The 20,589-nt window shown below is 67.4% G+C and carries 29 protein-coding genes; 2 read left to right on the top strand and 27 right to left on the bottom strand.

Going from position 1 to position 20,589, the window contains the following annotated elements; genetic code table 11:
* The first annotated feature begins 69 nt into the window (after nt 1–69).
* Nucleotides 70–702 (top strand): hypothetical protein, encoded by a 633-nt coding sequence (locus ABC419_RS11915; protein ID WP_412877351.1) that lies wholly within the window; start codon nt 70–72, stop codon nt 700–702.
* Nucleotides 703–802: 100 nt separating this feature from the next.
* Nucleotides 803–1,189, top strand: coding sequence for a hypothetical protein (locus ABC419_RS11910; protein WP_412877352.1), 387 nt, complete (start codon nt 803–805; stop codon nt 1,187–1,189).
* Nucleotides 1,190–1,297: 108 nt separating this feature from the next.
* Here ABC419_RS11910 and ABC419_RS11905 read toward each other — a convergent pair whose 3' ends face one another.
* The 27 genes from ABC419_RS11905 to ABC419_RS11775 form a co-directional block, all read right to left on the bottom strand.
* The gene (locus ABC419_RS11905) at nt 1,298–1,663 is read right to left on the bottom strand and encodes a DUF7668 domain-containing protein (protein WP_412877353.1); all 366 of its coding nucleotides are present in this window, start codon (nt 1,661–1,663) and stop codon (nt 1,298–1,300) included.
* A 65-nt stretch (nt 1,664–1,728) separates the two neighbouring features.
* Entirely contained in the window at nt 1,729–2,085 is a 357-nt protein-coding gene (locus ABC419_RS11900) for an ogr/Delta-like zinc finger family protein (protein ID WP_412877354.1), read from the bottom strand.
* Nucleotides 2,086–2,178: 93 nt separating this feature from the next.
* Entirely contained in the window at nt 2,179–3,216 is a 1,038-nt protein-coding gene (locus ABC419_RS11895) for a contractile injection system protein, VgrG/Pvc8 family (protein ID WP_412877355.1), read from the bottom strand.
* The gene (locus ABC419_RS11890) at nt 3,213–3,620 is read right to left on the bottom strand and encodes a phage tail protein (protein ID WP_412877356.1); all 408 of its coding nucleotides are present in this window, start codon (nt 3,618–3,620) and stop codon (nt 3,213–3,215) included. Before ABC419_RS11890 ends, ABC419_RS11895 begins: the two co-directional genes overlap by 4 nt.
* Nucleotides 3,620–6,172: a phage tail tape measure protein gene (locus ABC419_RS11885; protein ID WP_412877357.1), complete on the bottom strand. Its 2,553-nt coding sequence runs from the start codon at nt 6,170–6,172 to the stop codon at nt 3,620–3,622. The genes ABC419_RS11890 and ABC419_RS11885 overlap by 1 nt, the downstream gene beginning before the upstream one ends.
* Nucleotides 6,173–6,187: 15 nt before the next feature.
* A complete protein-coding gene (locus ABC419_RS11880; protein ID WP_412878286.1) occupies nt 6,188–6,328 on the bottom strand; it encodes a GpE family phage tail protein in 141 nt (46 codons plus the stop codon).
* Between the two features lie 17 nt (nt 6,329–6,345).
* Nucleotides 6,346–6,675, bottom strand: a complete 330-nt coding sequence (locus tag ABC419_RS11875) for a phage tail assembly protein (RefSeq protein ID WP_412877358.1) — start codon at nt 6,673–6,675, stop codon at nt 6,346–6,348.
* Nucleotides 6,676–6,835: 160 nt separating this feature from the next.
* Nucleotides 6,836–7,348, bottom strand: coding sequence for a phage major tail tube protein (locus tag ABC419_RS11870; protein WP_412877359.1), 513 nt, complete (start codon nt 7,346–7,348; stop codon nt 6,836–6,838).
* Nucleotides 7,349–7,403: 55 nt separating this feature from the next.
* Nucleotides 7,404–8,588, bottom strand: coding sequence for a phage tail sheath subtilisin-like domain-containing protein (locus ABC419_RS11865; protein ID WP_412877360.1), 1,185 nt, complete (start codon nt 8,586–8,588; stop codon nt 7,404–7,406).
* A 19-nt stretch (nt 8,589–8,607) separates the two neighbouring features.
* Entirely contained in the window at nt 8,608–8,979 is a 372-nt protein-coding gene (locus tag ABC419_RS11860; protein ID WP_412877361.1) for a GPW/gp25 family protein, read from the bottom strand.
* Nucleotides 8,976–9,554 carry a phage baseplate assembly protein V gene (locus ABC419_RS11855; protein ID WP_412877362.1) on the bottom strand — a complete coding sequence of 193 codons (579 nt, stop codon included), beginning with the start codon at nt 9,552–9,554 and terminating at the stop codon, nt 8,976–8,978. The genes ABC419_RS11860 and ABC419_RS11855 overlap by 4 nt, the downstream gene beginning before the upstream one ends.
* 82 nt (nt 9,555–9,636) lie before the next feature.
* Nucleotides 9,637–10,071 (bottom strand): phage tail assembly chaperone, encoded by a 435-nt coding sequence (locus tag ABC419_RS11850; RefSeq protein ID WP_412877363.1) that lies wholly within the window; start codon nt 10,069–10,071, stop codon nt 9,637–9,639.
* 2 nt (nt 10,072–10,073) lie between these two features.
* On the bottom strand, nt 10,074–12,467 hold the full coding sequence (locus tag ABC419_RS11845; RefSeq protein ID WP_412877364.1) for a gp53-like domain-containing protein: 2,394 nt from the start codon (nt 12,465–12,467) through the stop codon (nt 10,074–10,076).
* Nucleotides 12,468–12,469: 2 nt separating this feature from the next.
* Complete coding sequence (locus ABC419_RS11840; protein WP_412877365.1) at nt 12,470–13,048, bottom strand: phage tail protein I; 579 nt, start codon at nt 13,046–13,048, stop codon at nt 12,470–12,472.
* Nucleotides 13,045–13,959 carry a baseplate assembly protein gene (locus ABC419_RS11835; RefSeq protein ID WP_412877366.1) on the bottom strand — a complete coding sequence of 305 codons (915 nt, stop codon included), beginning with the start codon at nt 13,957–13,959 and terminating at the stop codon, nt 13,045–13,047. The genes ABC419_RS11840 and ABC419_RS11835 overlap by 4 nt, the downstream gene beginning before the upstream one ends.
* A 78-nt stretch (nt 13,960–14,037) precedes the next feature.
* Nucleotides 14,038–14,724, bottom strand: a complete 687-nt coding sequence (locus ABC419_RS11830; RefSeq protein WP_412877367.1) for a phage virion morphogenesis protein — start codon at nt 14,722–14,724, stop codon at nt 14,038–14,040.
* Between the two features lies 1 nt (nt 14,725).
* Nucleotides 14,726–15,217, bottom strand: a complete 492-nt coding sequence (locus tag ABC419_RS11825; protein ID WP_412877368.1) for a phage tail protein — start codon at nt 15,215–15,217, stop codon at nt 14,726–14,728.
* Nucleotides 15,217–15,444: a hypothetical protein gene (locus ABC419_RS11820; protein ID WP_412877369.1), complete on the bottom strand. Its 228-nt coding sequence runs from the start codon at nt 15,442–15,444 to the stop codon at nt 15,217–15,219. Before ABC419_RS11820 ends, ABC419_RS11825 begins: the two co-directional genes overlap by 1 nt.
* The gene (locus ABC419_RS11815) at nt 15,398–15,868 is read right to left on the bottom strand and encodes a hypothetical protein (RefSeq protein WP_412877370.1); all 471 of its coding nucleotides are present in this window, start codon (nt 15,866–15,868) and stop codon (nt 15,398–15,400) included. Before ABC419_RS11815 ends, ABC419_RS11820 begins: the two co-directional genes overlap by 47 nt.
* Complete coding sequence (locus ABC419_RS11810) at nt 15,868–16,251, bottom strand: M15 family metallopeptidase (protein WP_412877371.1); 384 nt, start codon at nt 16,249–16,251, stop codon at nt 15,868–15,870. Before ABC419_RS11810 ends, ABC419_RS11815 begins: the two co-directional genes overlap by 1 nt.
* Complete coding sequence (locus ABC419_RS11805) at nt 16,248–16,490, bottom strand: hypothetical protein (protein ID WP_412877372.1); 243 nt, start codon at nt 16,488–16,490, stop codon at nt 16,248–16,250. Before ABC419_RS11805 ends, ABC419_RS11810 begins: the two co-directional genes overlap by 4 nt.
* Nucleotides 16,487–16,726, bottom strand: coding sequence for a hypothetical protein (locus ABC419_RS11800; protein ID WP_303702997.1), 240 nt, complete (start codon nt 16,724–16,726; stop codon nt 16,487–16,489). The genes ABC419_RS11805 and ABC419_RS11800 overlap by 4 nt, the downstream gene beginning before the upstream one ends.
* 4 nt (nt 16,727–16,730) lie before the next feature.
* Nucleotides 16,731–16,952, bottom strand: a complete 222-nt coding sequence (locus ABC419_RS11795) for a tail protein X (protein WP_269298044.1) — start codon at nt 16,950–16,952, stop codon at nt 16,731–16,733.
* Nucleotides 16,952–17,440: a head completion/stabilization protein gene (locus ABC419_RS11790; protein ID WP_269298046.1), complete on the bottom strand. Its 489-nt coding sequence runs from the start codon at nt 17,438–17,440 to the stop codon at nt 16,952–16,954. Before ABC419_RS11790 ends, ABC419_RS11795 begins: the two co-directional genes overlap by 1 nt.
* A 153-nt stretch (nt 17,441–17,593) precedes the next feature.
* On the bottom strand, nt 17,594–18,547 hold the full coding sequence (gpM, locus tag ABC419_RS11785) for a phage terminase small subunit (protein ID WP_412877373.1): 954 nt from the start codon (nt 18,545–18,547) through the stop codon (nt 17,594–17,596).
* Between the two features lie 35 nt (nt 18,548–18,582).
* Nucleotides 18,583–19,614, bottom strand: coding sequence for a phage major capsid protein, P2 family (locus tag ABC419_RS11780; protein WP_412877374.1), 1,032 nt, complete (start codon nt 19,612–19,614; stop codon nt 18,583–18,585).
* Between the two features lie 58 nt (nt 19,615–19,672).
* Nucleotides 19,673–20,572 (bottom strand): GPO family capsid scaffolding protein, encoded by a 900-nt coding sequence (locus ABC419_RS11775; protein WP_412877375.1) that lies wholly within the window; start codon nt 20,570–20,572, stop codon nt 19,673–19,675.
* Nucleotides 20,573–20,589 lie beyond the last annotated feature (17 nt).

Raw genomic sequence — 20,589 nt, 5'->3', positions numbered from 1 at the left:
AGCAAAGGGTCGTGAAGCGAAGTTCGCTTAAGGGTGGATAGCGGCCATTGGCCGATCTATGGTTTGTGAATGACCCTGCAAACCGCCATCGTCATTCTGACATTGCTCCCGACCCTCGCGGCGTGCAGCCAGCCTAAAACGACGAGCAATTTTCCGCCCCATTTTGCTGAGGCCTGCGCGGTTACAGTTTTGGCGCTGACATCGAATACATCTGATGATCGGCCATGGATTTTGGACGAAGGCCCTCCGCGCACGGGAGTGCTTCGTCCCAATGAAGAAGTAGTTTTACAGGCACCGCTGCCGGGCGAAGATCCCGATGAATATCTTGGCTGGCACACGTCTTCGCCCGACGGAATGCCTCTTCGAACAGGCGGACCATCCGCTGAAATGGCCAAGGCTTTCGCCCTCACTCAGCCAGCAAACGCCCTTTCCTGCTCTGAAGTAAAAATTCGGGCGGAACGGGCCAATGAGCGTTTTGCTGACACGGATCAGAACTCCCGCCCGGTTGATGCCGACGCGGCCTTTTCAAGAACGGAAGTGGAGCTTGACCGAGCGATTGTGTCCCCCGACGGCCAAGAGGCCATCGTCTACCTAGGGCAACAATTTGCCCCCTTGGCGGGGGGCGGTTTCTTGATCCTCTACCGGAAAGATTCGCAAGGCGCGTGGCGGGAAGCGGCGAGGTTTTCGACCTGGATATCTTGACCCATTCTTGCGTCCGCAACGGGTCGTGAACCGAAGTTCGCTTAAGGGTGGAAATCGGACGTTGTTGTCCGTAATAGAACCGACTGTATCGGGGGGCCTTATGAACACTGCACCAGAAGTTTCGGCTCGCCGCGCCGCATGGATTGGATGGGCTTGGGTGAACGGATCGGTCCTCGCCGGATATGCTGTTGGCTTCGGTCTGCTTGCGCTGCTGTTCAACACGAGGCCAGTGTTTGTCGATGCGCTTGGTCCTTGGTTCCTTCTTCTGATCTTGTTGGTGCTCGTTGCCCCATGGTTTGCGTGGTCGTTCCAGGTAACGCGCTGGCGACTGTGGGCCTACCGCCGAGTTAGAGATTTGAACGCATTGAAGGCTGAAGCCATTGCACGTTCCGTGATTTGGCCCTCCGGACACTTCCTTGAGAAGACCGAGTTCCGAACGCGAAAACAGAAACTGGAACTCGACCGTCTTGAGCGTGAACGTGTCTGACCTGTTCAGCCGTAAGACTCTGGCCCGACTTCCCTGACCTAGAAAGGGTTCGGGGCAATGTCCGCAATGGGTCGTGAAGCGAAGTTCGCTTAAGGGTGGAAAGCAGACCTAGGGCACATGAACAGATGAAACTTCAATTCGGCCGCTTGGATCGCCAAACAGTTTGGCGTGGAGAGCCAGGTCGCTGACGGGCTCCTGGGTGGTGCTGAGATCGATCAGGAACTCCCAGTAACCGTCCATCCATAGATAGATTGACCGCTGCCAAACCTCGTCGTTTAGCGGAGCCAGTGTTGCCCCGTATGCAGCGATTTGACCTGCGATGAATTGGGCTGCGTCCTCATCTATTGGCGCAATCCCTTCGAGTGCGTGCCTCGAAAGTCGATAATCGCCAGCAACAAAGGCTGCTACCAGCTCCTGAAATCGAGGCCGAAGCTGCTCTGGTACGGGATGTTCTTTGTCGTCTTCTGCAAGCATCAGCGTAGCTAGGCCCATGGCGCTAATGTCCGCAATGGGTCGAAAGCGGGTTTTCGGAGCGCCCGCTATTCGGCGTCGTTCGCGGCGGCCGGCGCGCCCGAGGGCATGCGGCGGCGCAGGACGGCCATGGGCAGCTGGACGCGCGGGTTGGGCCGGGCCGTCGGGACGAGGACGCGCTCGATCACCAGGGACGCGATGAAGGATGCGCCGCAGGGTTCGTCGGACTCGACGTTGACGCACTGGAAGCGCAGGGACCGGTAGGTCGGGCTGATCTGCTCGCTGCCCCGGACCTTGGCGAGGGCGTCGCAGTAGGGGCATTTCATCCGGAACTGGCCGCCGTAGCGAGGCCGCTTTCCGCCCTGAAAACAGGCCGGTTGATTGGTCGTGCTGAACCGCCCTTCAGCGGTCGCCCCCTGGTGCATAGTGGATTCCGATCCCGACTTCGCCCCTGCGTTTTCCATAGCACGCCTCGCTTATCTACGCTCGATAAAGTTGTTCAGTGACAGGCGCCTGCGTCAAACACTGTCGCTAGTTTCTGAGCCGCCGAGCTCCATCTGCAGGCTGGTCGCCAGGCCGCCCGCGGCGTTCAGGCTGTGGCGCGTCTCGACCACCAGCCAGCCGGCCGCGTCGATTTCGGGCTTGAAGCCCGACACGTTGACCGTTTTCTCGGGAAAGATGTCCGGCCGGCCGCGCGCGAGGGTGAGGGAAAACTTGGCCGCGGCGCGCTGCAGTCGCTTGAACTCGGTGTCGGCCGCGCGCCTGGCGCTGGCTTCCGAGGCGTAGGTTCGGCTGAGCTTCTTGGCGTTGTCCTCGCTGCCGACCACCACCTTGCGGCGCTCTCCGCCGGCGCGGTCGTGCCATTCGGCGATGACGCCCGAAAAGGCGTCCCGCTCGGCTTCTTCCCAATTGTGACGGTCGCCGTCGCGACGCGTGATCCGGGCCAGGCCGAGATCCGCGCCGCCGGGGCTCTGGCCGGCGCCGCAGGCCATGAAGATCAGGCGCTCGGCCTTCACCGTCGCCACGGCGTCATGCATCCGGCCGAGACGGGACAGCAGGGCGGCGTCGCTCTCGTTGCTCTGGGCCAGATGTACGACGTCCAGGGCGGCCTTGTCCGGCGCGCAGCGCAGCTGCAGGCCGTTTCGCCCGGCGATCTCGGCCAGCACGGCGCCGAGGGTCGTCTCTGACCAGCTTTGCGCCCGGCGCTGCCTGAAGGCGCGGGTCAGGTCCGCAGATCGGGCGCGGATCGTCAGCATGTCAGGCGTGCCGGCGTGACCGCGCTGGTCGACCTTGAAACGGCCCTTGTCGATCAGGACGGGCGCCGCGGCAGATCCAGGCTCGCGCCAGCCGAGCGCCAGGCTGATGATGGCGCCCGAAGGCGGAATGGCCAGCTGGCCGTCGTGGTCGTTGAGGACGATGGAGAGTTCGTCCGCATCCGCGCCGCGCTTTTCGGTGAGTTCGAGGCTGTTCAGGCGCGGCGTCACCTGGGCGCCGATGTCGACGCCGTCAATCACCAGCCGCCAGACCGCCCGCGGGTGATAGGCTCGGCCCGTCACGACGCAGCGCCTTCGTCGCCCAGGTCGTCATCGACCCGCTTCAGGGACAGGGTGAAGTCCGAGATCCGGGGGACGCCGTTGTCCATGATCGACCGCTGCGTCTCGTCCAGGCTGATGATGACGAAGGCGCCGTAGACGCGGCCCGCGCCGTCGACCAGGGGCCAGGCCTCGCCGCTTTTCCCCATGACACGAAGGTCATCCAGGCTGTCTGCGTCACCGAAGGCGACGGGCGCGAGCATGCCCGTCAGGGTGATGTCGTCATCGCCATCGCCGAGGAATTGGCCGGCCGGGCGCGCGCCGACGCGCTCGCCGAAGGCGTGGCGCCAGGACGTGCGACGCTGCAGCTGCTGATAGGTCAGGGTGGGCAGGTCGAAGACGAACAGCCCCAGCGCCATCATCGCCATCAGTCGAAATCTCCGGGTTCGTCGCCCAGCTCGCCCAGGTTGGGGCTGTTCAGGATCTCTGCGACCTCGCGCGCGATGTCCCTGGCGCTCTGCCCAGGCTGGGCGTTCACATGGATGGTCACGCTGCCGATCGAGGGGCGCGTCGCAGGCGGCGCGGATGCAGCCGGCGCGGGCGCGGCGCCGATGCGCGGGCCGTTGTCAAAGGCCAGGGACGGCGCGCCAGGCGTTCCGACGGCGAGGGCGGCCGTCATTCCGGCGCCCACGCGCGCGACAGCCCTGACTGCGTCCCCGGAGGATCGGGTCAGTCCCTGCGTCAGACCCGCGACCGTTTCATCGCCAAGCCCGGCGAAGATGCGCGACGGCGAGCGAATGCCCAGGCGTTCCTTGAAGGCGGTGATCAGCTTGCCGCCGGCGCCCATGACGGCGCGGATCAGGTTGGGGATGCCGCCGAGCAGGCCGTTGATCAGCCCCATGATCAACTGGCCGCCGAACTCGCGGAACTTCGGCCCCAGTGACTGCAGGGCCGGCCAGACGCGCTGGAAGGCCTGGATCAGCAGGCCGGCCGGCGTGAAGGTCATGAAGACGCTGATCAGGCCACGAACGGCTGCGCCGCCGATCTCCTTGATGCGGGTCCAGACGCCGGCCCACCAGGTGCTGATGGCGCCCCAGTTGCGATAGATCAGGAAGGCGGCCGCCGCGAGGGCGACGACGCCGACCACGATCCAGGTGATGGGGTTGGCCAGCAGGGCGGCGGTGAAGGCCCAGGTAGACGCTATGGCGCCGCCCAGACCCGCGAGCAGGGGCGCGAAGAAGGCACCCGCGCCCGCCAGGGCGAACTGCAGCAGGGCGAAGGGGCCGAGAACGGCGGCGACCGCCAGGGCCAGGCCGCCGAAGATCAGCAGGCCGGCGGCGACAATGCCGACCAGGGCGCCCACGACCTGGATGACGCGCGGATGCGCCTGGGCGAATTTGGTCAGGCGCTCCGAGGTTGCGCCAACGCGCAGAGCAACTTCACGGATCAGAGGAAGGAATGACGTTCCAGCAGCGATCGCGGCGCCCCTCAGTCCGTGCGTCGCCTGGTCGATCGCGCCTTTAGCGCCGGACATCCGGTTGCCGAACTCGGTCGCCATGGACCCGGCCGTCGTCTCGGCGTCTTCCACGGCCTTCAGGTTGGTCTTCAGCACGTCCAGCTGGGTCAGCATGGGTGCGATCGCCGCCACTGATTCAGAGCCGAACAGCTGGGTCAGGATCGAGGCCTGACGATCGGGCGACAGCTTCTTCACGCGCTCCAGCACGTCGATGATGGTCCCGCCGGCGTCGCTCTGCATGGCCTTGGCCACGCCTTCCGCCTCAAGGCCAAGGGCGGCGTAGGCCTTCTGCTGGGCCTTCGTGGCGGCCTCGCCCTTGGTCAGGGCGAGCATGGTGTTCTTGATCCCGGTGGCGGCGATCTCTTCGGCGACGCCCATGCCGACGATGGTCGAGCCCAGGGCGGCGACTTCAGATGCAGCCGCGCCAGCGACGCCGGCCAGCGGGCCGACTCTGGTCACGACGTTGGAAATGGCCAGCGCCGTGGCGTTGCCGTTGTCGCCCAGGTGGTTGACCTGATCGGCGAAGGCGCGGACCTGATCCTGCGTCATGCCGAAGGCGGTGCGCCAGGTGGCCATCTTCTCGCCCGCGTCCTCGGCGGTCGTGCCGAAGGCGACGCCCATCTGACCTGCGTCCTGGGCGAAGCCCTTGAGCTCTTCGCGCGCGATCTTGGCCTGACCGGCCGCAGCGATGATCTGGGCGACGCCTTCCGCCGGCAGGCCGAGATCCTTCGACAGCTGCAGGACGTCGCGGTTCATCTGCTCGAACTGTTCGGGCGTGTCGAAGTCGACCACCTTCTTCACGTCGAGCATGGCGTCCTGGAAGGTGATGGCTGCGCCGGACGCTGCGACCAGGGGCGCGGCGGCGGCCATGCCTGCGCCGATTGAGGAGGCGCCCGCGCCGGCGGCCGTGCCGGCGAACTGCTGGCGCCGGTCATATGCGGTTCGCGCGTTCGCCATGCGGTTCTGACGGTCCTCGAGCGCCTTCAGCTTGGAGCGTTGCTCCTCGAGGGCGTCGGTGGCGCGGCGGGTGCGAAGAGCCAGCCGCTTTTCGGCCTCGGACAGGTTGCGGGTCGAGAGGCCCGCAGACTCGAGTCGGCCGCGGATCGACTGCAGGGTGCGTGCGTGGCCTTCCTCGGTGGCCTTCAGCGATCGGACGCGGTCGCGCGCCTGTTCAAATGCGCGCGTCAGGGCCTTGGTCGGGTTCGCGGCCGCCTTGTGCGCCTGGGCCAGGCGGGCGGCCTCGGCGCGCGCGGCCTTCAGCGACTCGCGGGTCTGGCCGAGCCGGTCGGTCATCTGCCGGTAGGCGGCGACGTCCCTGGAGGCGCGCTGTAGTTCCGAGACGCGCTCGCGCGCCGCCCGCAACGCCTTGGAGGTCGAGTCCGTTTCGCCGCGCACGCCCTTCAGGAACCGCGTGGCGTTGCCGGCGGCGTCCATGATCAGCTGAAGGCGCAGGTTGCGGGACATGAAGCTCGGGGAGGGCTATCGGGAGCGGGGCTGGTCCGGAGCCGCGTGCATGCGGTTCCAGCGTTCGACGGCGCGGTCGCGAACCTCCAGGATCTCCGTGAAGGTCATCTCTTCCATGGGCGTCGGGGACGGCCAGTAGTGGAAGACGGCGGCGATGTCGGCGAAGGCGTCGTCTATGCTTCGAGGCCAGCTTCCGCCTTCTGGCGCTTCTGCAGCAAAAAACCGGCGATCTCGCCCGCGATGGCGGTGCAGTCCTCGGCTTCCATCGCCAGGAACTCCTGGGCGGTGATGACGGGCGAGGAGATCCGGCGCACCACCTTGGAGGCGGCGACCAGGTCCAGGTTCAGAAGGTCGACCACCTTGGCGCCGGCCAGGGCGCCGCCCAGCGGCTTGCGCAGGGTGACGGCCTTGATGATCTGATCGCCGCGCTTCAACGGCGTGTCCAGCGGCACGACGACAGTCGCGCGTTCTTTGTTTTCAGTGACTTCTTCGTCAGTGTTCATCGTCTTTACCCGGTGAAGCGAAGGGACGGCGCCGTGCGGACGCCCAGGAAGTGAGAAGGGGGACGGGGCGCCCGCCGAACCGCCGGGGTCTGGCCCGCGCATGGGCGATCGGGTCGCTCGAGCGCGTTCGGCCGGTCAGACGGCGGGCGCGGCCGCATCGTCAGGCGAAGCCCAGGATGCGGCGTTCCTCGGCCAGGCGGTCGACGCCGTCGACGGTGAAGACCTTGTTCAGGACGTCGATCTCGAACTCGGTCCGGCCGTTGCGGGTCTGCAGGTAATAGACGCAGGCGGTCTTGTAGGTGACCTCGGTGTCGCCGCCGATCTCGTCGCCGCCGGCGTCGATGGCGTAGGTGCGGCCGCGAACGACGATTTCGACGTGGTCATATTCGCCGGTGGCGGCGTTCTGATAGGCGCCGGTGAAGCGCAGCTGCGAAGCGTCGACCTGGTGCTCGGCGAAGGTGCTGTTCAGGCCGGGGATCTCGCCGCCGTAGGTGTGCTCGACCTCCAGGGCCTGCAGGCCGGTGAAGATCTTGATCGGGGCGATCATGCCCGAGCCGCGCCAGTCTTCACCCTCCATCTCAAGAGGCGGACGGGTGAAGGTCTTGCTCTCGCCGATGTAGGCTTCGCCGTTGCCGTGGACCACCATGTCCTTGAGCTTGCGGGGCAGGTTCATCGCAAAGGTTTCCTTGAAAATCGAATGACTTGGTGAAGGCTGCTCAGGCTGGAGTTCAGGCAGCCATCTGGTTGAAGTCGGCGTAGAACTCCTCGGTGATGAGGCTCTCGATCGACAGGTCTTCCAGCGGCGCGCATGGCGTGAACCGGTAGCCGATGCGCAGCCGGCCGGCGGCCAACTGGTCGGGCGTATTGGCGTCGGTCAGGTAGGCTTCCGCCCCGATGATCAGGCCGGCCGCCTTCAGGCGGCGGAACATGGCGTTGATGCTGGCCACGATGTCGCGCGCCAGCGCGGGCGTCAGCGGCCGGTCGATGTAGGGGAAGACGCCCTCGGCGATCGTGTCGCGCAGCACCTGGTTGGTGCGCACCGCGCTTTCAAAGGCGAAGCGCGGATCGGCCGAACAGCCGCGGTTGCCCCAGAAGCGGTCGCCGCCGCGGCGGATCAGGCAGGTGATGTCGGCGCCGTTCAGGATGCCGGCCTCGGTGTCGTCGCTATGCAAATCCCAGCTGACCGCAGGCGTGATGCCGACGACGCCGGCGACGGGCAGGTTGGAGATGGTCTTGTGGAAGCCGATCTCCTGATCGGTTCGCGCGCGCAGGCCTACGGCCCGAGCCGAGGCGTAGGACGGCTCGACCACGGCGGTGAAGGGGTTGGCGGCCAGGAAGTCGCCGAACTGCAGGAAGAGCTCGCGCTGATTGAAACCGGCGCGGAAGGCGACCGCCGCCTCGACGGTGCGCACAGGCCCGGCGTCATAATAGGCGATGGCGTTCAGCTTGCCCGCCAGGACGCCCAGGGCGGAGCCCACTTCGGCCGAGGAGAAGCCGGGCACGGCCAAGATGCGCGGGCGAACGCCCGTGGTGCTTTCGGCGTCCATCAGGGCCTGCAGGCCGGTTCGAGATCCGGCGACGCCGCCGCCGATGAGTTTGGCGTTTTGATCCGTGGCCACGTCTTCAGGGTTGCCGCCGGAGCCTTCCGCCACGCGAACCACGACACCGACGGCGCGGGCCTGGTCGCCTATGGCCTTCAACGACTTGGCCAGGGTGCCGCCGTCGCCGGCGGCCTGAATGGCCGCCTCGATGTCGGTCACCAGGACGGGCTTATCGAGCGGAAAGACCTCTTCGTCCGCCGCCGGGGCGACGGCGACCAGGCCCCAGATGGAGGTGGCGGCCACGGCCAGCGGCAAAGGACCGGCGGCGACTTCGATAATCTTGACGCCGTGGCGGCGGGGCGTGAGAGCCATGGTCAGGATCCTTGGTTGGTCAGGTTCGTGGAGCGGCCGATCGCAGCGCGCTGAAGGGCAGGGCGACGGACAGGGCGCGAGGGCGGGGCAGGTCGGTGCGGACCAGCTCCAGCTGCAGGGCGGCCGAGGGGCCGTCGGTCGTCAGCTGGACGGCCTTGAGACGGGAGCGACGGTGAAACCGCATCAGCGCCAGCGCCGTGGCGCCGTAGAGCTTGAGGCGCGTGATCGCATTCATCGGCTGGTCGACCAGGAGGGGCAGGTAGGAGCCGTAATCGCGTCGCATGACGCGCGAGCCGATCGGGGTGGTCAGGACGTCGGCCACCGAACGGCGCACATAGTCGTCGCTGTCCGAAGCGATCGCGCGCCCGTTGCTGGAGGAGAGGCCGGTCATTGCGGTCCCCCGGACACGGCTGAGCCTGCGGTCACGCCGAGGTGTTTGTGGCCCTTGGCGCTCTTGCCGGCGAAGACGACGTCCTCGTCGCCGGTCACCACGCCGGAAGCGCGGGCATCGCCCTGAACGTCCAGGTCGCCTTCGATGGCGACGTTGCCGCGGATGGACAGGCCGTCGGGCGCGACGAGCTCGGCGGATCCGGCGAGATCGAACTTGAGGCGTTTGGCCTCGGGATCGTAGGTCAGGATCGATCCGTCCCTGAAACGGATGCCGACGCTCACGCCCAGGAAGAGCGGCGCCATGGAGGAAGACGGCAGGCTGGCGGCGATGTAGGCGCGTTCGATGTCGCCTTCGGGGGAAACGACGGTGACTGGCTGGCCTTCTGTCGGCGGGAGCCAGATCGTGGTGTCGCCGACCGACATGTGCCAGTCGATCGGCGGCGTCAGGATATCGCCGAGGCGAACCACGGCCTTGCCTGCGTCGAGGTCGACGGCATGGACCACGCCTTCGCGCACCAGGTCCGCCAGGGCGCGGTTGGTGGAGGCTGCAGATGAAGACGAGGCGGGGCGACGCATGGCGCGAACGATGGCGCAGCGTCCGGCCGCTTTCGCGCGCGTGCTGTGGTCAGGTCCGCCCCGCACCACAAGCGCGCGGTTCTTAGTCGCCGGTGGCCACCAGTTCAGGCGCGAGGACGGGCCATTCGATCGCGATAGGGAAGCCGTCTTGCTCGGGTACGTCGCGCAGGGCCTGCACGTGTTCCTGGACGAGGCGATAGTCCTCGGGCGTCAGGGTGGTGGGGATCTGCAAGGCCTGTTCATCGCGGTGGCGCTCGAGCAGCCAACGAACGGCGGCGATCTCTGCGTCACGCCGGCGGCGTGCTTCGATGGCAAGCTGCTCCGCCGATGGCGCGGGCGGCGTGATCGTGATCGGTGCGCCGTCGTCATTCGCAGTCAGGACTCGGCCGGATGCGATCTCATTCAGGATCGCCGCATGATCAGCCCTGCTGAGGGTGGCGATGTCGTCAGGCAGATCGTGGGGCCAGGTGTTCAGATCGTAGAAGGCGAGCGTCGTCGCGCTGAAGGCGATGGTCATGATCAGACCTCCGGTCGGATAAACGGGTCTTCGCCGCCGCCGCCACCGCCACCGCCACCGCCACCGGGTGGATAGCCGCTGCTGTAAACGGGGTCGGGATTGCCGCGCGCAAGGCCGATGGCCATCCATTCGTAGCCCGACATGTTGCCGGAGCTGCTGTTGGCGCGGTTGGCGTAGAAGACGATGCGGTCAAGGTAGCGGCCGACGATCTGCATCACGAAGTCCATGCCGTAGGCCTGACCCGCGTTGCGAGGCGTGGCGCAGGCGAACAGGCAGCCGCCGCCGAAGGCGACCGGCAGGGCGGCGTGGACTGCGCCCTCAGGGTGGCTGCCGTTGGAGACACCCCACTGGATGATCAGATCGGTGCCGGGGATTTGCTGATAGCCGTTCGGTCCGATGGATTTGGCGAAGGACCAGAGCGCCGATGGCGTGATGAAGCGGTCATGCGCCACGCCTGCGGCCGCCTCAGCAGGGTTGGCCTGACGCAGGTTGCGTTCCGACCAGATGCGATAGGAGACCTCCCCGAGCGACCAGCCGCCGAACTTGAGTTCGCCGTCGGTATCAACGCCGAAAAAGGCCGCAAACTGACCCGGCCGGTGAAAGGTCAAGTAGGCCGCGCCGTCGCCGGTCTTCGCGCGGACTTCCAGCGCGCCGCGTCCAAAATCGAGGTTGCCCCGCGCAATCGTGTTGTCGACGGGGCAGGCGAAGGTTTTGTTGCCGTTGACGGTCGCATCGCCGTCGGGGTTCGTCCAGCCGTTCAGATCGGCCTTCGACGCCGGGTTGAAATTGCCGGTGTGAAATAGGTCGCGCAGCGCACCGCCAATCTGAGCGCGAAGGCTAGTCAGATTCTGGCCGAACAAGCCGCTGAGGATCATGTTGCCGTTGTTGCCGGTGGCCGTTCCTGCCTGAAGGAACAGGCTGTCGCCGTCCCCGATGGCGCGAAAACGGGCGGGGCCGCTTTCGAGATTAATCTGACCGTAGAAGTCCGGGTATTGGACGTTGGCCTTTGTGGCCGGATTGAAGTTCGCCCATGTCCAGGCGCGGGTCCAAACAGGCAGTTCGGAGCCTACCATTGCGGAGCCGACGTACAGTTCAGGAGCGTCTCCCGGCGCGGCGGTGTGGTTGATCCAGAGACCCGTCCAGCCGTGACCGCTGTCCCTGCGCGCCATTTTGAACAGATAGCCATAGCCGCCTGGCGTCCCGACCGAGTCAGGCGTCACCATGGAAGTGAAGCCCGAAGGCAGGGCGGCGAATTGCGCCGCTGAAGACAACTTCGTCAGCGGCACGTCCCATGTCGCACCAAGGTTGGTGGCGGCGACTGAGACGCGGCTGTCGGGGTTAAAGTTGGCGTTGTCCCAGGGGACGGCGCCCGCCCAACCGGGCCGCTTGGGCATGGTGACTTGGCCGGTCGCCCGGTTGATGTGAAACGAAGTGTCGACATAGGCTCCGGCATCGTCGAACCGCTCAACGGTGAAATGCGAACCGGAGTTGCCGCCGGTTTCGGCCACCCCGTTGACGTTGATGGCCCAGCGGTTGGCGGCATCGGTCCTAAAAAATATGCGGCGGTTGCCGGGCGCCGCGCCAGATATTGACAGGACGCCGTTCACCAGAGCGTTCGCGAAGGCCGCAGTGCCGGAGAAAGCCGGACTCGCGAGGTCGGCCTTCAGAGCCAGCGCAGCGACCAGGCCCGACACCTGCGCCATGGTGTGGCTGTGCAGAGCAGACGCCTTGTCGGCCAGGGTAGCGATCAAGCCGCCAATGCGAGACATCGGCAGTTCCGGGATGCGGTTCGCATGAAACGTGCCGGTCTCGACGTCGCCCGCATCGTGCTTGTGATCCTTAAGGGCGAAGTTGGACAGGGCGCCAAGCGCGCGTTTCAACGTCCGGGCGGTGATCACGCGCCAGGGATCCTGACCCACGTCCACCTCGGCGTCGGTGGCGATCTCGACAACGCCGGCGACGGTTTCGCTGGCCGGCGGAAGGGTGAAGCCGACCGGGCCGAATTCGACATTGGCCGTCCCCAGGGCCACCAAACGCGCGTCGACAGCCAACAGCAACATGGCGGCGGCCGACTTCTCCAGGATCGGATCGGCCTGACTGTAGACGGCGAAAAGGACGCCGGTGGAGTCGTAGAGGCCGAACGACCGCAGGGCGTAGGCGTCCGCGCTTTCGTCGCGGATCGTTACATGGAGGGTGTCGTCGGCGACGACGTCGCCGGCCATGGTGGCCAGCCGTTTGCGTTCGTTCGGCAAGACGGCGAGGCTGGCCAGGTCGCCGGCGATCGCCTGGGTCGAGACACCGATCTGCGACAGGACGAAGGCGGCCGTGCCGGTATTCTGGGCGTTGATGAGCGCGGCGCGGCCGGCGTCAGTGATGGTGATCTGGAAACCGGACATGATCAGACGGCCTCGGACAGCTGCAGGCGGCGGTAGACGGCGGGACGGGCGGCGGCGGCGATGGCCTGAACGCCTTTAGCGGTGAAGCCCTGGGTGACGGTGAACCAGGAGCGGGCAGGCTTGGTGCGGGCGACTTCTTCGATCACCTCTTCGATGAAGCGCTGCGAGGCGGCTTCGCCGTCGTCGCCGGTCAAGGTCAGCACCATGTCGAAGGTGTGCGGCTCGCCGGGCGGGTCCATCTGCCACCATTCGCGCAGTGCGATCTGGCCGCCGAAGGCCTGAACGATGGCGCGCACCGATCCGGCCGAACCCTTGCGACGGTGCAGGTCGATCGAGGAGGCGATCAGGTTGCGTTTGACGCGCGGCGACCAGCCGGGATTCCAGGAGTCGACCGAGCGGGTGAAGGCCAGCCAGGGCATGAACCGTTCGGGGATCGTCTCGACATTGACCAGGTCGCGCAGCGGCGTCGGGATGACGTCGAGGCGACGGCTGAGGATCTCGAGATCACGCTCGAACCGGGTCGCGTTCGGCGGCAGCAGCGAGGTCGGGTCGGCCGCGCCGAGATGCGGTGCGGGGATCATTCGGCCAGGCCCCCGTAGGTCAGGGTCACGCCCTGGCATAGGGCGGCCTGGGTGGGGCCGACCACGATCGAGGCGGCCGGCTGCGTCAGTTCAACGTCCTGGACGCCATCAGGGCAAAGCGCGGCGGTCAGGGCCGCGCGGGTGATGTCGCGGCCGAGGCGGTAGGAGCGGGCGAGGTAGTCATCGAGCCGACGGCGGGCCTCGGCCAGGACGACGTCGCTGTCAGGGCCGGCGAAGGTCTTGATCGCAGCCGCGATGGTGAAGGGCAGAATCTCGGCAGCCTGGACCGTCACATGATCGGTCAGGGGGCGGACGTCCTCGTCGGTCACGGCCGCGGCGACGATGTCGAGAAGCGGTTGATCGGGGACGCCGCCGTTATCGCGCGACAGAACCGTCACCAGGACGCGACCGGGCGATGGCGTGACGCATGATGCATCCAGCACCTGGCCGGATGAGGCGCGTGCGAAGCTGACATAGGCGCCGGCCGGCCCGGCGACCGAATAGCCTTCCGGTCCCATCATGGCGCGTTCGCGGAGGGAGTCGTCGCTTTCCATGACGGCCGGCGCCCCGGTCAGGGGATCGGCCGGCCGGATGACCAGACGGCGGGCGAACGGCGCCGCCACGACGTCGAGATCCGCGCCGATCGCGTAGGGCAGGGTCATGGCCTTGGCGGCGTCGTTCACGCGCTTGCGCACGTTGAGTTCGCGGTAGGCGAAGACCTGCATCAGCTTGACCAGGAGTTCGCTCTCGTCATCGAGCACGGCGGCGGCGTCCGGAGCCAGCGCGATCAGATCGGCCTTGGTTTCGGCGAGGATCGTTTCGAAGCTGAGTTCTTCGATCACGGCCGGGAAGGGCAGCCGCGATAGATCAACGGCGGTCGTGCCGCCGGCGGGGCCGGAATACTTCGTCATGGGCGGATAGGGCCGCCCGACCGCGATCAGCGCGACAGCGGGCTATGGTCAGGTCCGCCCCGCACCACACGGCGGGCGCTAGACCCGCCCTTCCATGTGATCGAGGAGCAGGGCGAGCATGGCCTCGTCGTCGGCCTGGCTGAAGCCCAGCAGTTCGCGCTGCGGATAGTCCGTCTCGGGACCGTCGGGAACGACCCGGTCTTTCAGGCCGAAATGGTGGATGCGAGCCAGCTTCGACGCGCGGCCGGTGAACTCGACATAGGCTTCGTCGGGGGTGGCGCCGGCGCGCATGTGCGCCGCGGTTCTGAGCTTCACGAACATGGCCGCCGCCTTGCGCCGCACCCCGCCGCGGCGGCCGCGGATGACGCCGGTCATGGGGCCGGGGTCGGCGCCGCCTTCGGCCGGCAGGTGGCGCGAAATCCGGTCGGCCCGGAAGGTGCGGATGCCCTCCGCCTCCCGATCGAAGCCGGTGAGCATGTTCCCGCGCCGGACCCAGCTGCGCATGTCCACCAGGCGCTCGTTGCCGCCGCGGCGATAGAGGAAGCGGATCGGGCGGCTGGCGGGCTTCTGTTCCTTGCGGGGTTTGCGTTTCGGCCATGGCGCCCCGTCGGGGCCGACCTGGGCGCGGATCCGCTTCTGCTGGGACCGGCGCAGTTCGAAGGCGGCGCGTCGCAACAGGCGCGAGCGTTCCTTGGACGTCAGCCGTTCGATGTAGGTCGATACGGCTTCGCGGTAGACGGCGATCTGGTCTTCGCGATCGGCCACGTCAGGCGTCCGGGTGGGCGCTGCAGCTGGCGATCAGTTCGCCGTCCAGGAAGACGCGGTGAAGGGGGGCGGCCTGCTCCAGGGCGAAGGGGACGGGCTCTTCTGGCCGCACCAGGTCGTGGCCTCCGTCTTCGCGCGGTCGAAGGTGCAGCCCCTCGGTCAGGGGGATGCGGACCATGATGTCCGACTTGCCGTCGTCCAGGAGCTCGACCTCCCAATCGATTCCGCCGTCGGCCGCCGTCAGGGAGAGGAGTTCCGGCTGCCAGCGGGCGACCCACATCATCAGCGGGACGGTGATCTCGTCCAGCCCATAGGCGCAGTCCAGCACGGCCATGACCAGGGTGTAGCGGTATTCGAAGCCGAGGCCCGGCCGACCGCGGGCGACGACGCTGCCGCTGGGGATGGCGAAATGCAGATCGGCCGGGTTCTGGCGCATGCCGCGATGGGTCAGCGCCTCGGTCATGTGGGCCTTCAGGCTGTTGAGCTTGCGCATCAGCGTCCCCCGAACAGGCGGCGCCAGGACGCGGCCGGCGTCTGGGAGCGCAGCCAGGCCTCCTGATCCGCCTTCTCGGCGGCGTGGACGTCGACAGCCAGCTGACGCGCGGCGTCGCAGGCCAGCAGGGCGACGCCGCGCGCGGTGAAGGCGCTCTCGAGCTCGGCGGCGGTGGCCTGGTCAGGCAGGCGGGGAAGGGTGCATGGCGTCGTCGCCTGGGTCGGCATGTCGCGCTGCGGCGGGCGCGTCGGTGCAGATGCCGGGGCGGAGGTCGCACAGCTGCTGGTCAGCATGGCGCAGGCGAGCAAGGCGGGCAGGATCGACAGGGTGTTTCGCATCGGGCGCGTCCTGGGCGGAGAGGGCGGATTGATGGGCGATGGCGTCGGCCGCGCGAATCTGGACCGTGATGCGGTCGATGCGCCGGACGGTGTCGGCCGCGCCGGCCGACTCGATGCGGCGCGCGGCGGCGTCGGTGTTGGCGGCGGCGGCCGAGGCCTCCGCCCGGTCCGCGCGCTTCTGCAGGCTGTCGAACGGGTCGAAGCGGAAGCCGATCGCGCCCAGGACGAGGAGGGCCAGGCCGATCGCCAGCAGAATGCGGAGGAACAGGCCGAAGGGCGTGGCGAAGTTGAAGGTGCGGGTCAGGGCGTCCATCAGGGATAAGCCTTCCGCTCGAGTTCGAAATGAGGGCCGTCCCGGAGTTTGGGCCAGTCGCCGCCCCAGGTGATGGGCGTGTTCAACTCGCGCGCCGCCTGTTTGAAGGCGGCGGCGATCCGAGGGTAAAGCGGCCAGTCCCAGCGCACCTGGCCGTCGACCAGGGCCGCGATGTCCACGGCGTGACCTGTGAGGTGGCGGGAATTGTTAGTGCGGCTGGCGCCGGCGCGGACAAGTTCGGCCTGGCGTTTCGTGGTGCGCAGGCCCTCGGTCACCATGAAGTCGACGGGCGTCAGCTGAATGGCGCGTTCCACAATGCGCACCAGGTCGGGATGAACGCCCTTCATGCGTTCGCGCGAGCGGATGCTCAGTCTGAAGCTCATTTGGAATCCTCTCCTCGCCAGGCGCGCACGAGCGCGATGATGTGTTCGGCGGTCGGACCGATCAGGTAGAAGGCGACCAGGCCGCCCAGCAGCAGGATCAGGCGCGTGGCGATCGCGCGGAGATCGCCCTCGGGCATGCGCTGGATCAGGCCGTGCAGGGTGAAGAGCGCCCAGCCGGTCACGGTCCAGGTGAACAGGCGGCGCCAGATCCACTGCGCCTCGGGTAGGGGGCGGCTCATCGATCACGCTCCTTTTCCAGCTGGGCGCGGATCCAGGCGATGTCGCCCTGGATGTGCTGGACCCGCTCGTCCAGGCGGGCGAAGTCGCCGCGCTGGATCGGCTGGACAGCCGCCTCCATGGCCTCGACGCGCGAGAACAGGCCGCCGATCGCGATGGCGACGACCATGATCTGCACCCCGACGGCGAAGCATAGCTGCAGCAAGCTGATGGTGAAGGTGACGGGGGTCTTGCTCACGGCGTCAGGTCCACAGTTGGGTCATGGCGGCGGGCGCCGCCCGATCGGCGTCGGCAGGGATCAGGACCACTTGGCCGTGCTTCAGGAACAGGCCGGAATCCGACAGGCCGGGGTTGGCCTCCATCACCCGTTCGACCACGGGCGAGCCGCGGCCCACTTCGCGCCAGACCAGCTGGTCGACGGTTTCTCCCTCGAGGGCCTCGACGGGACGCAGGACGCGCGACATCAGATCGTCTCCGCGATGATGCGGGGGCGGCCGAGGAAGTCGCGGACGGCGTAGGTGACGTTGCGGCGGTGGACCTCGATGTCGGCCGCAAGCTCTTCGACGCGCTCCATGCCGGCGGAACGGGCGGACTGGCCCAGCTGGCGGTCGGCCAGATCGCCGGCCACCACGGAATGGACGGCGCGCAGCCAGCGGATCTGGAAGTCGCTGAAGCCGTCGACCTGATGACGGCCGGGCACATCGGCGAGCGTGGCGTGGCCGGCTCCGACCTGTTCGGCGCGCCAGGCCTCGAGCTCGACCATGATGTCGAGGACGGCGTTTCGGGCGACCTCTAGCAGTCGCTCCTCGGTCACGACCTGATCGACGCGGATGCCGGCGCGCAGCGTGGTCAGGTCGAGCGCGGGCCAGAAGGGGCCGCAGTCGATCGAGGCCGCAGGCGCGGCCGTGCCGGGGGCGGGGATGAGGGAAGGGGAGGAGAAGGGTCCAGACATGGCGCTGAGCGAGGGATTCCTGTTTTGGCCGCCTGCTGGCCCTTCAGATCGACGCCCGTCCGGCTACGGGGTGGGGGGCTGGCCGGATGATGCAGACGGGCGAACCCGCTGTTGTCGGACCAGCCCCGCCCCGAGCGCCGGGGGGCGAGGGGGTCAGCCGCCCTGCTGGGGCGGCGTGTCGGTCGAGGCTTTGCCGGCGTCCGGCTCGGCCTTTTTCAGTTCGCGATGGAGCTTGGCGATGTCGCCCTTCACCCCGACGCGCTCGTCCTTGGCCAGGGCGGCCTGATATTCGAGCAGGGCCGACTTCCGGCGCTGGAGCAGGTCAGGTTCATTCTCGGGATCGGCGCCGGCCATGATGGCCCGGCCGATGGCCTTATGCAGCTTGGCCTCGACCTCGTCGTGCAGGTCGACGTCGTGGTCTCGCACCAGATCCTGAAGCATGGGCAGGACGCCGGCCTCGAAGGTCGAAGCCGGCTCGCCGCCGGCGTCATAGACGCGGATGGCGTCCTCGCAGATCTGGTCGATCGCGAAGGTGATGGGGTCGCGGCTGAAGCCCGCCGGCATGTCCAGCTTGTGGAGCATGGCGTGCTCGAGCATCGGCAGGGCGGTCATGTAGTCGCCGATGTCGATGGTCCAGGCCATGATGGTGGTGAAGACCTGATCGAGCGGGCTGGGGTCGACCTTGCCGGCCGCCAGCACGCCGTCGCACCAGGCCCGATAGGCGGGCATCATCTGGATCTTGGCCTCGACCTTGCGGTCGGTCGCCTTGATCTCCTTCAGGCGCCGGATGTCGGCTTCAAGCTGCAGCACGACCTTGGCGACGTCGGGCGAGAGCTCGATGTCGTCGTTCACGGCCGTTTCCGAAACCGCGACGCCTGATGCGGCCAGAACGCGGCCCGCGCTGGACGCGATCAGGAAGGCGCGGCGCTGCGCCGCCGGAGACGCGCGGCCAGGCCGGGGCGTGGGCACGTCGGCCATGGCGCGAGTCTGCGGCCGGAGTTTCGGGCGCGTCTTCTTCAGCGCGGCGGCTTGCGCCTGGGCGGCCGCTTCGGCCTTTTCCTTGGCGGCCTCTTCGGCGCGGGCCTTGGCGATTTCAGCAGGGGTCATCGTTCTACACCGCGAGAGGGAAGGGTGGACGGCGATTACTCGCCGTCCTGAATCTCGATGTTCTCGATCAGCAGGGCGAAGTCGTAGTTCTCGACCACGTAGGCCTCGTTGACCGACTCGTAGGTCTCGACGCGGTTGCGCTTGGCGTTGTCGACGATGGTCTTCCGGCGCGTGCCCTCCTGTTCGTAGATCGACAGGTTATCCAGGCGCGTGACCAGGATTGTGCCGGCCGGGAAGAAGGGAACCTGAACGACCTGTTTGCCGCCGAGGCTCTTCTTCGACATCAGGATGTCGGCCGCGATCTTCTCCGATGGCTTGTCCTCGCCGTCTACCATCGGGAAGTACTTCTCGTGCAGCAGGCCGGCGCCGACGATGCAGACGAGCTCGGTGTCGCCCTGGACCCACTCGGGCAGGAACTTGGCGATCGCGTCGTAGACTAGGGCGTCGAGGTTCCGGTAGTCGCCGCCCGTCTTCTTGATGACGATTTTGTCCGGCGCGACTGCGCCCGTGTCGAAGACGTGCGTCGGGCGGTTCTGGCGGATCTGCTCCAGCCAGCCGACGTTGACGTCCTGCAGCAGGGGATTGGCGACCCGATCGGTCTGCTTCGCGGCGATCAGGCCATTCCAGCCGATCATGATGCGGTCGCGAGCCTGCTGCTGCACGACCTGGCTGCGCATGCGGATCTGGAAGTCCTTGAACTTGGCCCAGAGGTCGAGCTTGGCGTAGGTGACGTGACTGTCGAAGTTGGTCTGCTTGCACTCGAACCGATCGGCGTCGAGCGTGGTCGGGTCGCGGGTGTCGCGATCCTTGACGTCGGTGTCGGTGCGGCCGGCCAGGGTGCCGGCGACGCCGAGGCCCAGCTTCTCGCCCGACTGTTCGTCAACCGGAACGACGTTGATCATGCCGAGGAAGGCAGAGCTTTCGCGCTGCTTTTCGATCAGCCGCTGTTGAACCGACGGTTCCACGGCGAACTGCTTCTCGCCGATGACGGTGCCTTCGGCGACATGGTTCAGCTCGGCCTGGCGCGACAGCCAGGTGGTGTAGAGCAGGCGGGTTTTGGTCTTCATCGGGGTCAGGTTCCGTGGCCGGGGCGTCGGGGAAGGGGGCGGTGGCGAACGTTGAGGGTCAGCAGTCGGTCAGCTGGGCGCCGTCGCCGCCGGCGTGGGTCGGCCGGGCCGAGTAGGAGCGCTCCGGCGTCCCCTCGATGTCCGACTTCAGGGCGGCGTGCTCGCTCTCGAGCTTGGCGAAGCGGGCATTGGTGTCTTGCGACGCCTGGGCCAGGGCCTGGCTGAAGCTCTGGCCCAGTTCCCGCAGGCCGTCGGTGAAGGCGGTCGCGAGGCTGGCCAGGTCGGGCTGGCCGGCGGGCGGCTGGGACGCCGCCGGCGGCGTCGGTTCCGAGCCCGGCAAGGCCTTGGTGAAGCGGGCGACGAGGCGGTCGATCAGGGTCTCGGCGTCGGCGGCCGGGTTTTCCTGATCGGCGAACTCGATCCGCGTTTCGAAGGCGGCGGAGAACAGGCAGGTGTCGTGTTGTTTGCGCGCGTCCAGGTCAGCCTTCAGCTGCTTGGCGTAGGCGTCGTCGGTGCGGGCCGAGAACTGCAGGGCCTCGGTGCCCAGGGAGGCCGGGCTGTCGGTGGCGGCCAGGCCCATCAGGTAGGCCTTGCCCGAGCCGGAGAAGTTCGGCTCGACCTCGATCGAGGTGAATTTCTTCTGATCGGCGGCGACGTAGCCCTGCAGGGTCTCATTGCCCTCGATCTGCGCGTAGAGGGCGACGCGCTTCTCGGTCTTGCCGCCGATCTCGATGTCGTCTTCCTGGACCTTCACGGCGGCGACGTCGCCCAGGGCGGGGAAGGGGCCGGTGGCCGAGGCGTTGCGGTAGTGCTCGACGTTGACGCGCGCCGTGTAGGTCTTGGGATTGTAGGTGGCCGCGATGTCGCGCAGCCACTGCGGCTCGATGGTGCGGCCGTCCGAGGCCGTCAGGCCGGCGACGGCGACGCGGGTGAACTTGGTGGTGCGCTTCTTCGACATGGAGCCTCGGGCGATCT

Source organism: Brevundimonas phoenicis (assembly GCF_047237745.1).
Lineage (GTDB): Bacteria > Pseudomonadota > Alphaproteobacteria > Caulobacterales > Caulobacteraceae > Brevundimonas.
Note: the sequence above shows the minus strand (reverse complement) of the source record. Positions and strands in the feature narration are given on the sequence as shown.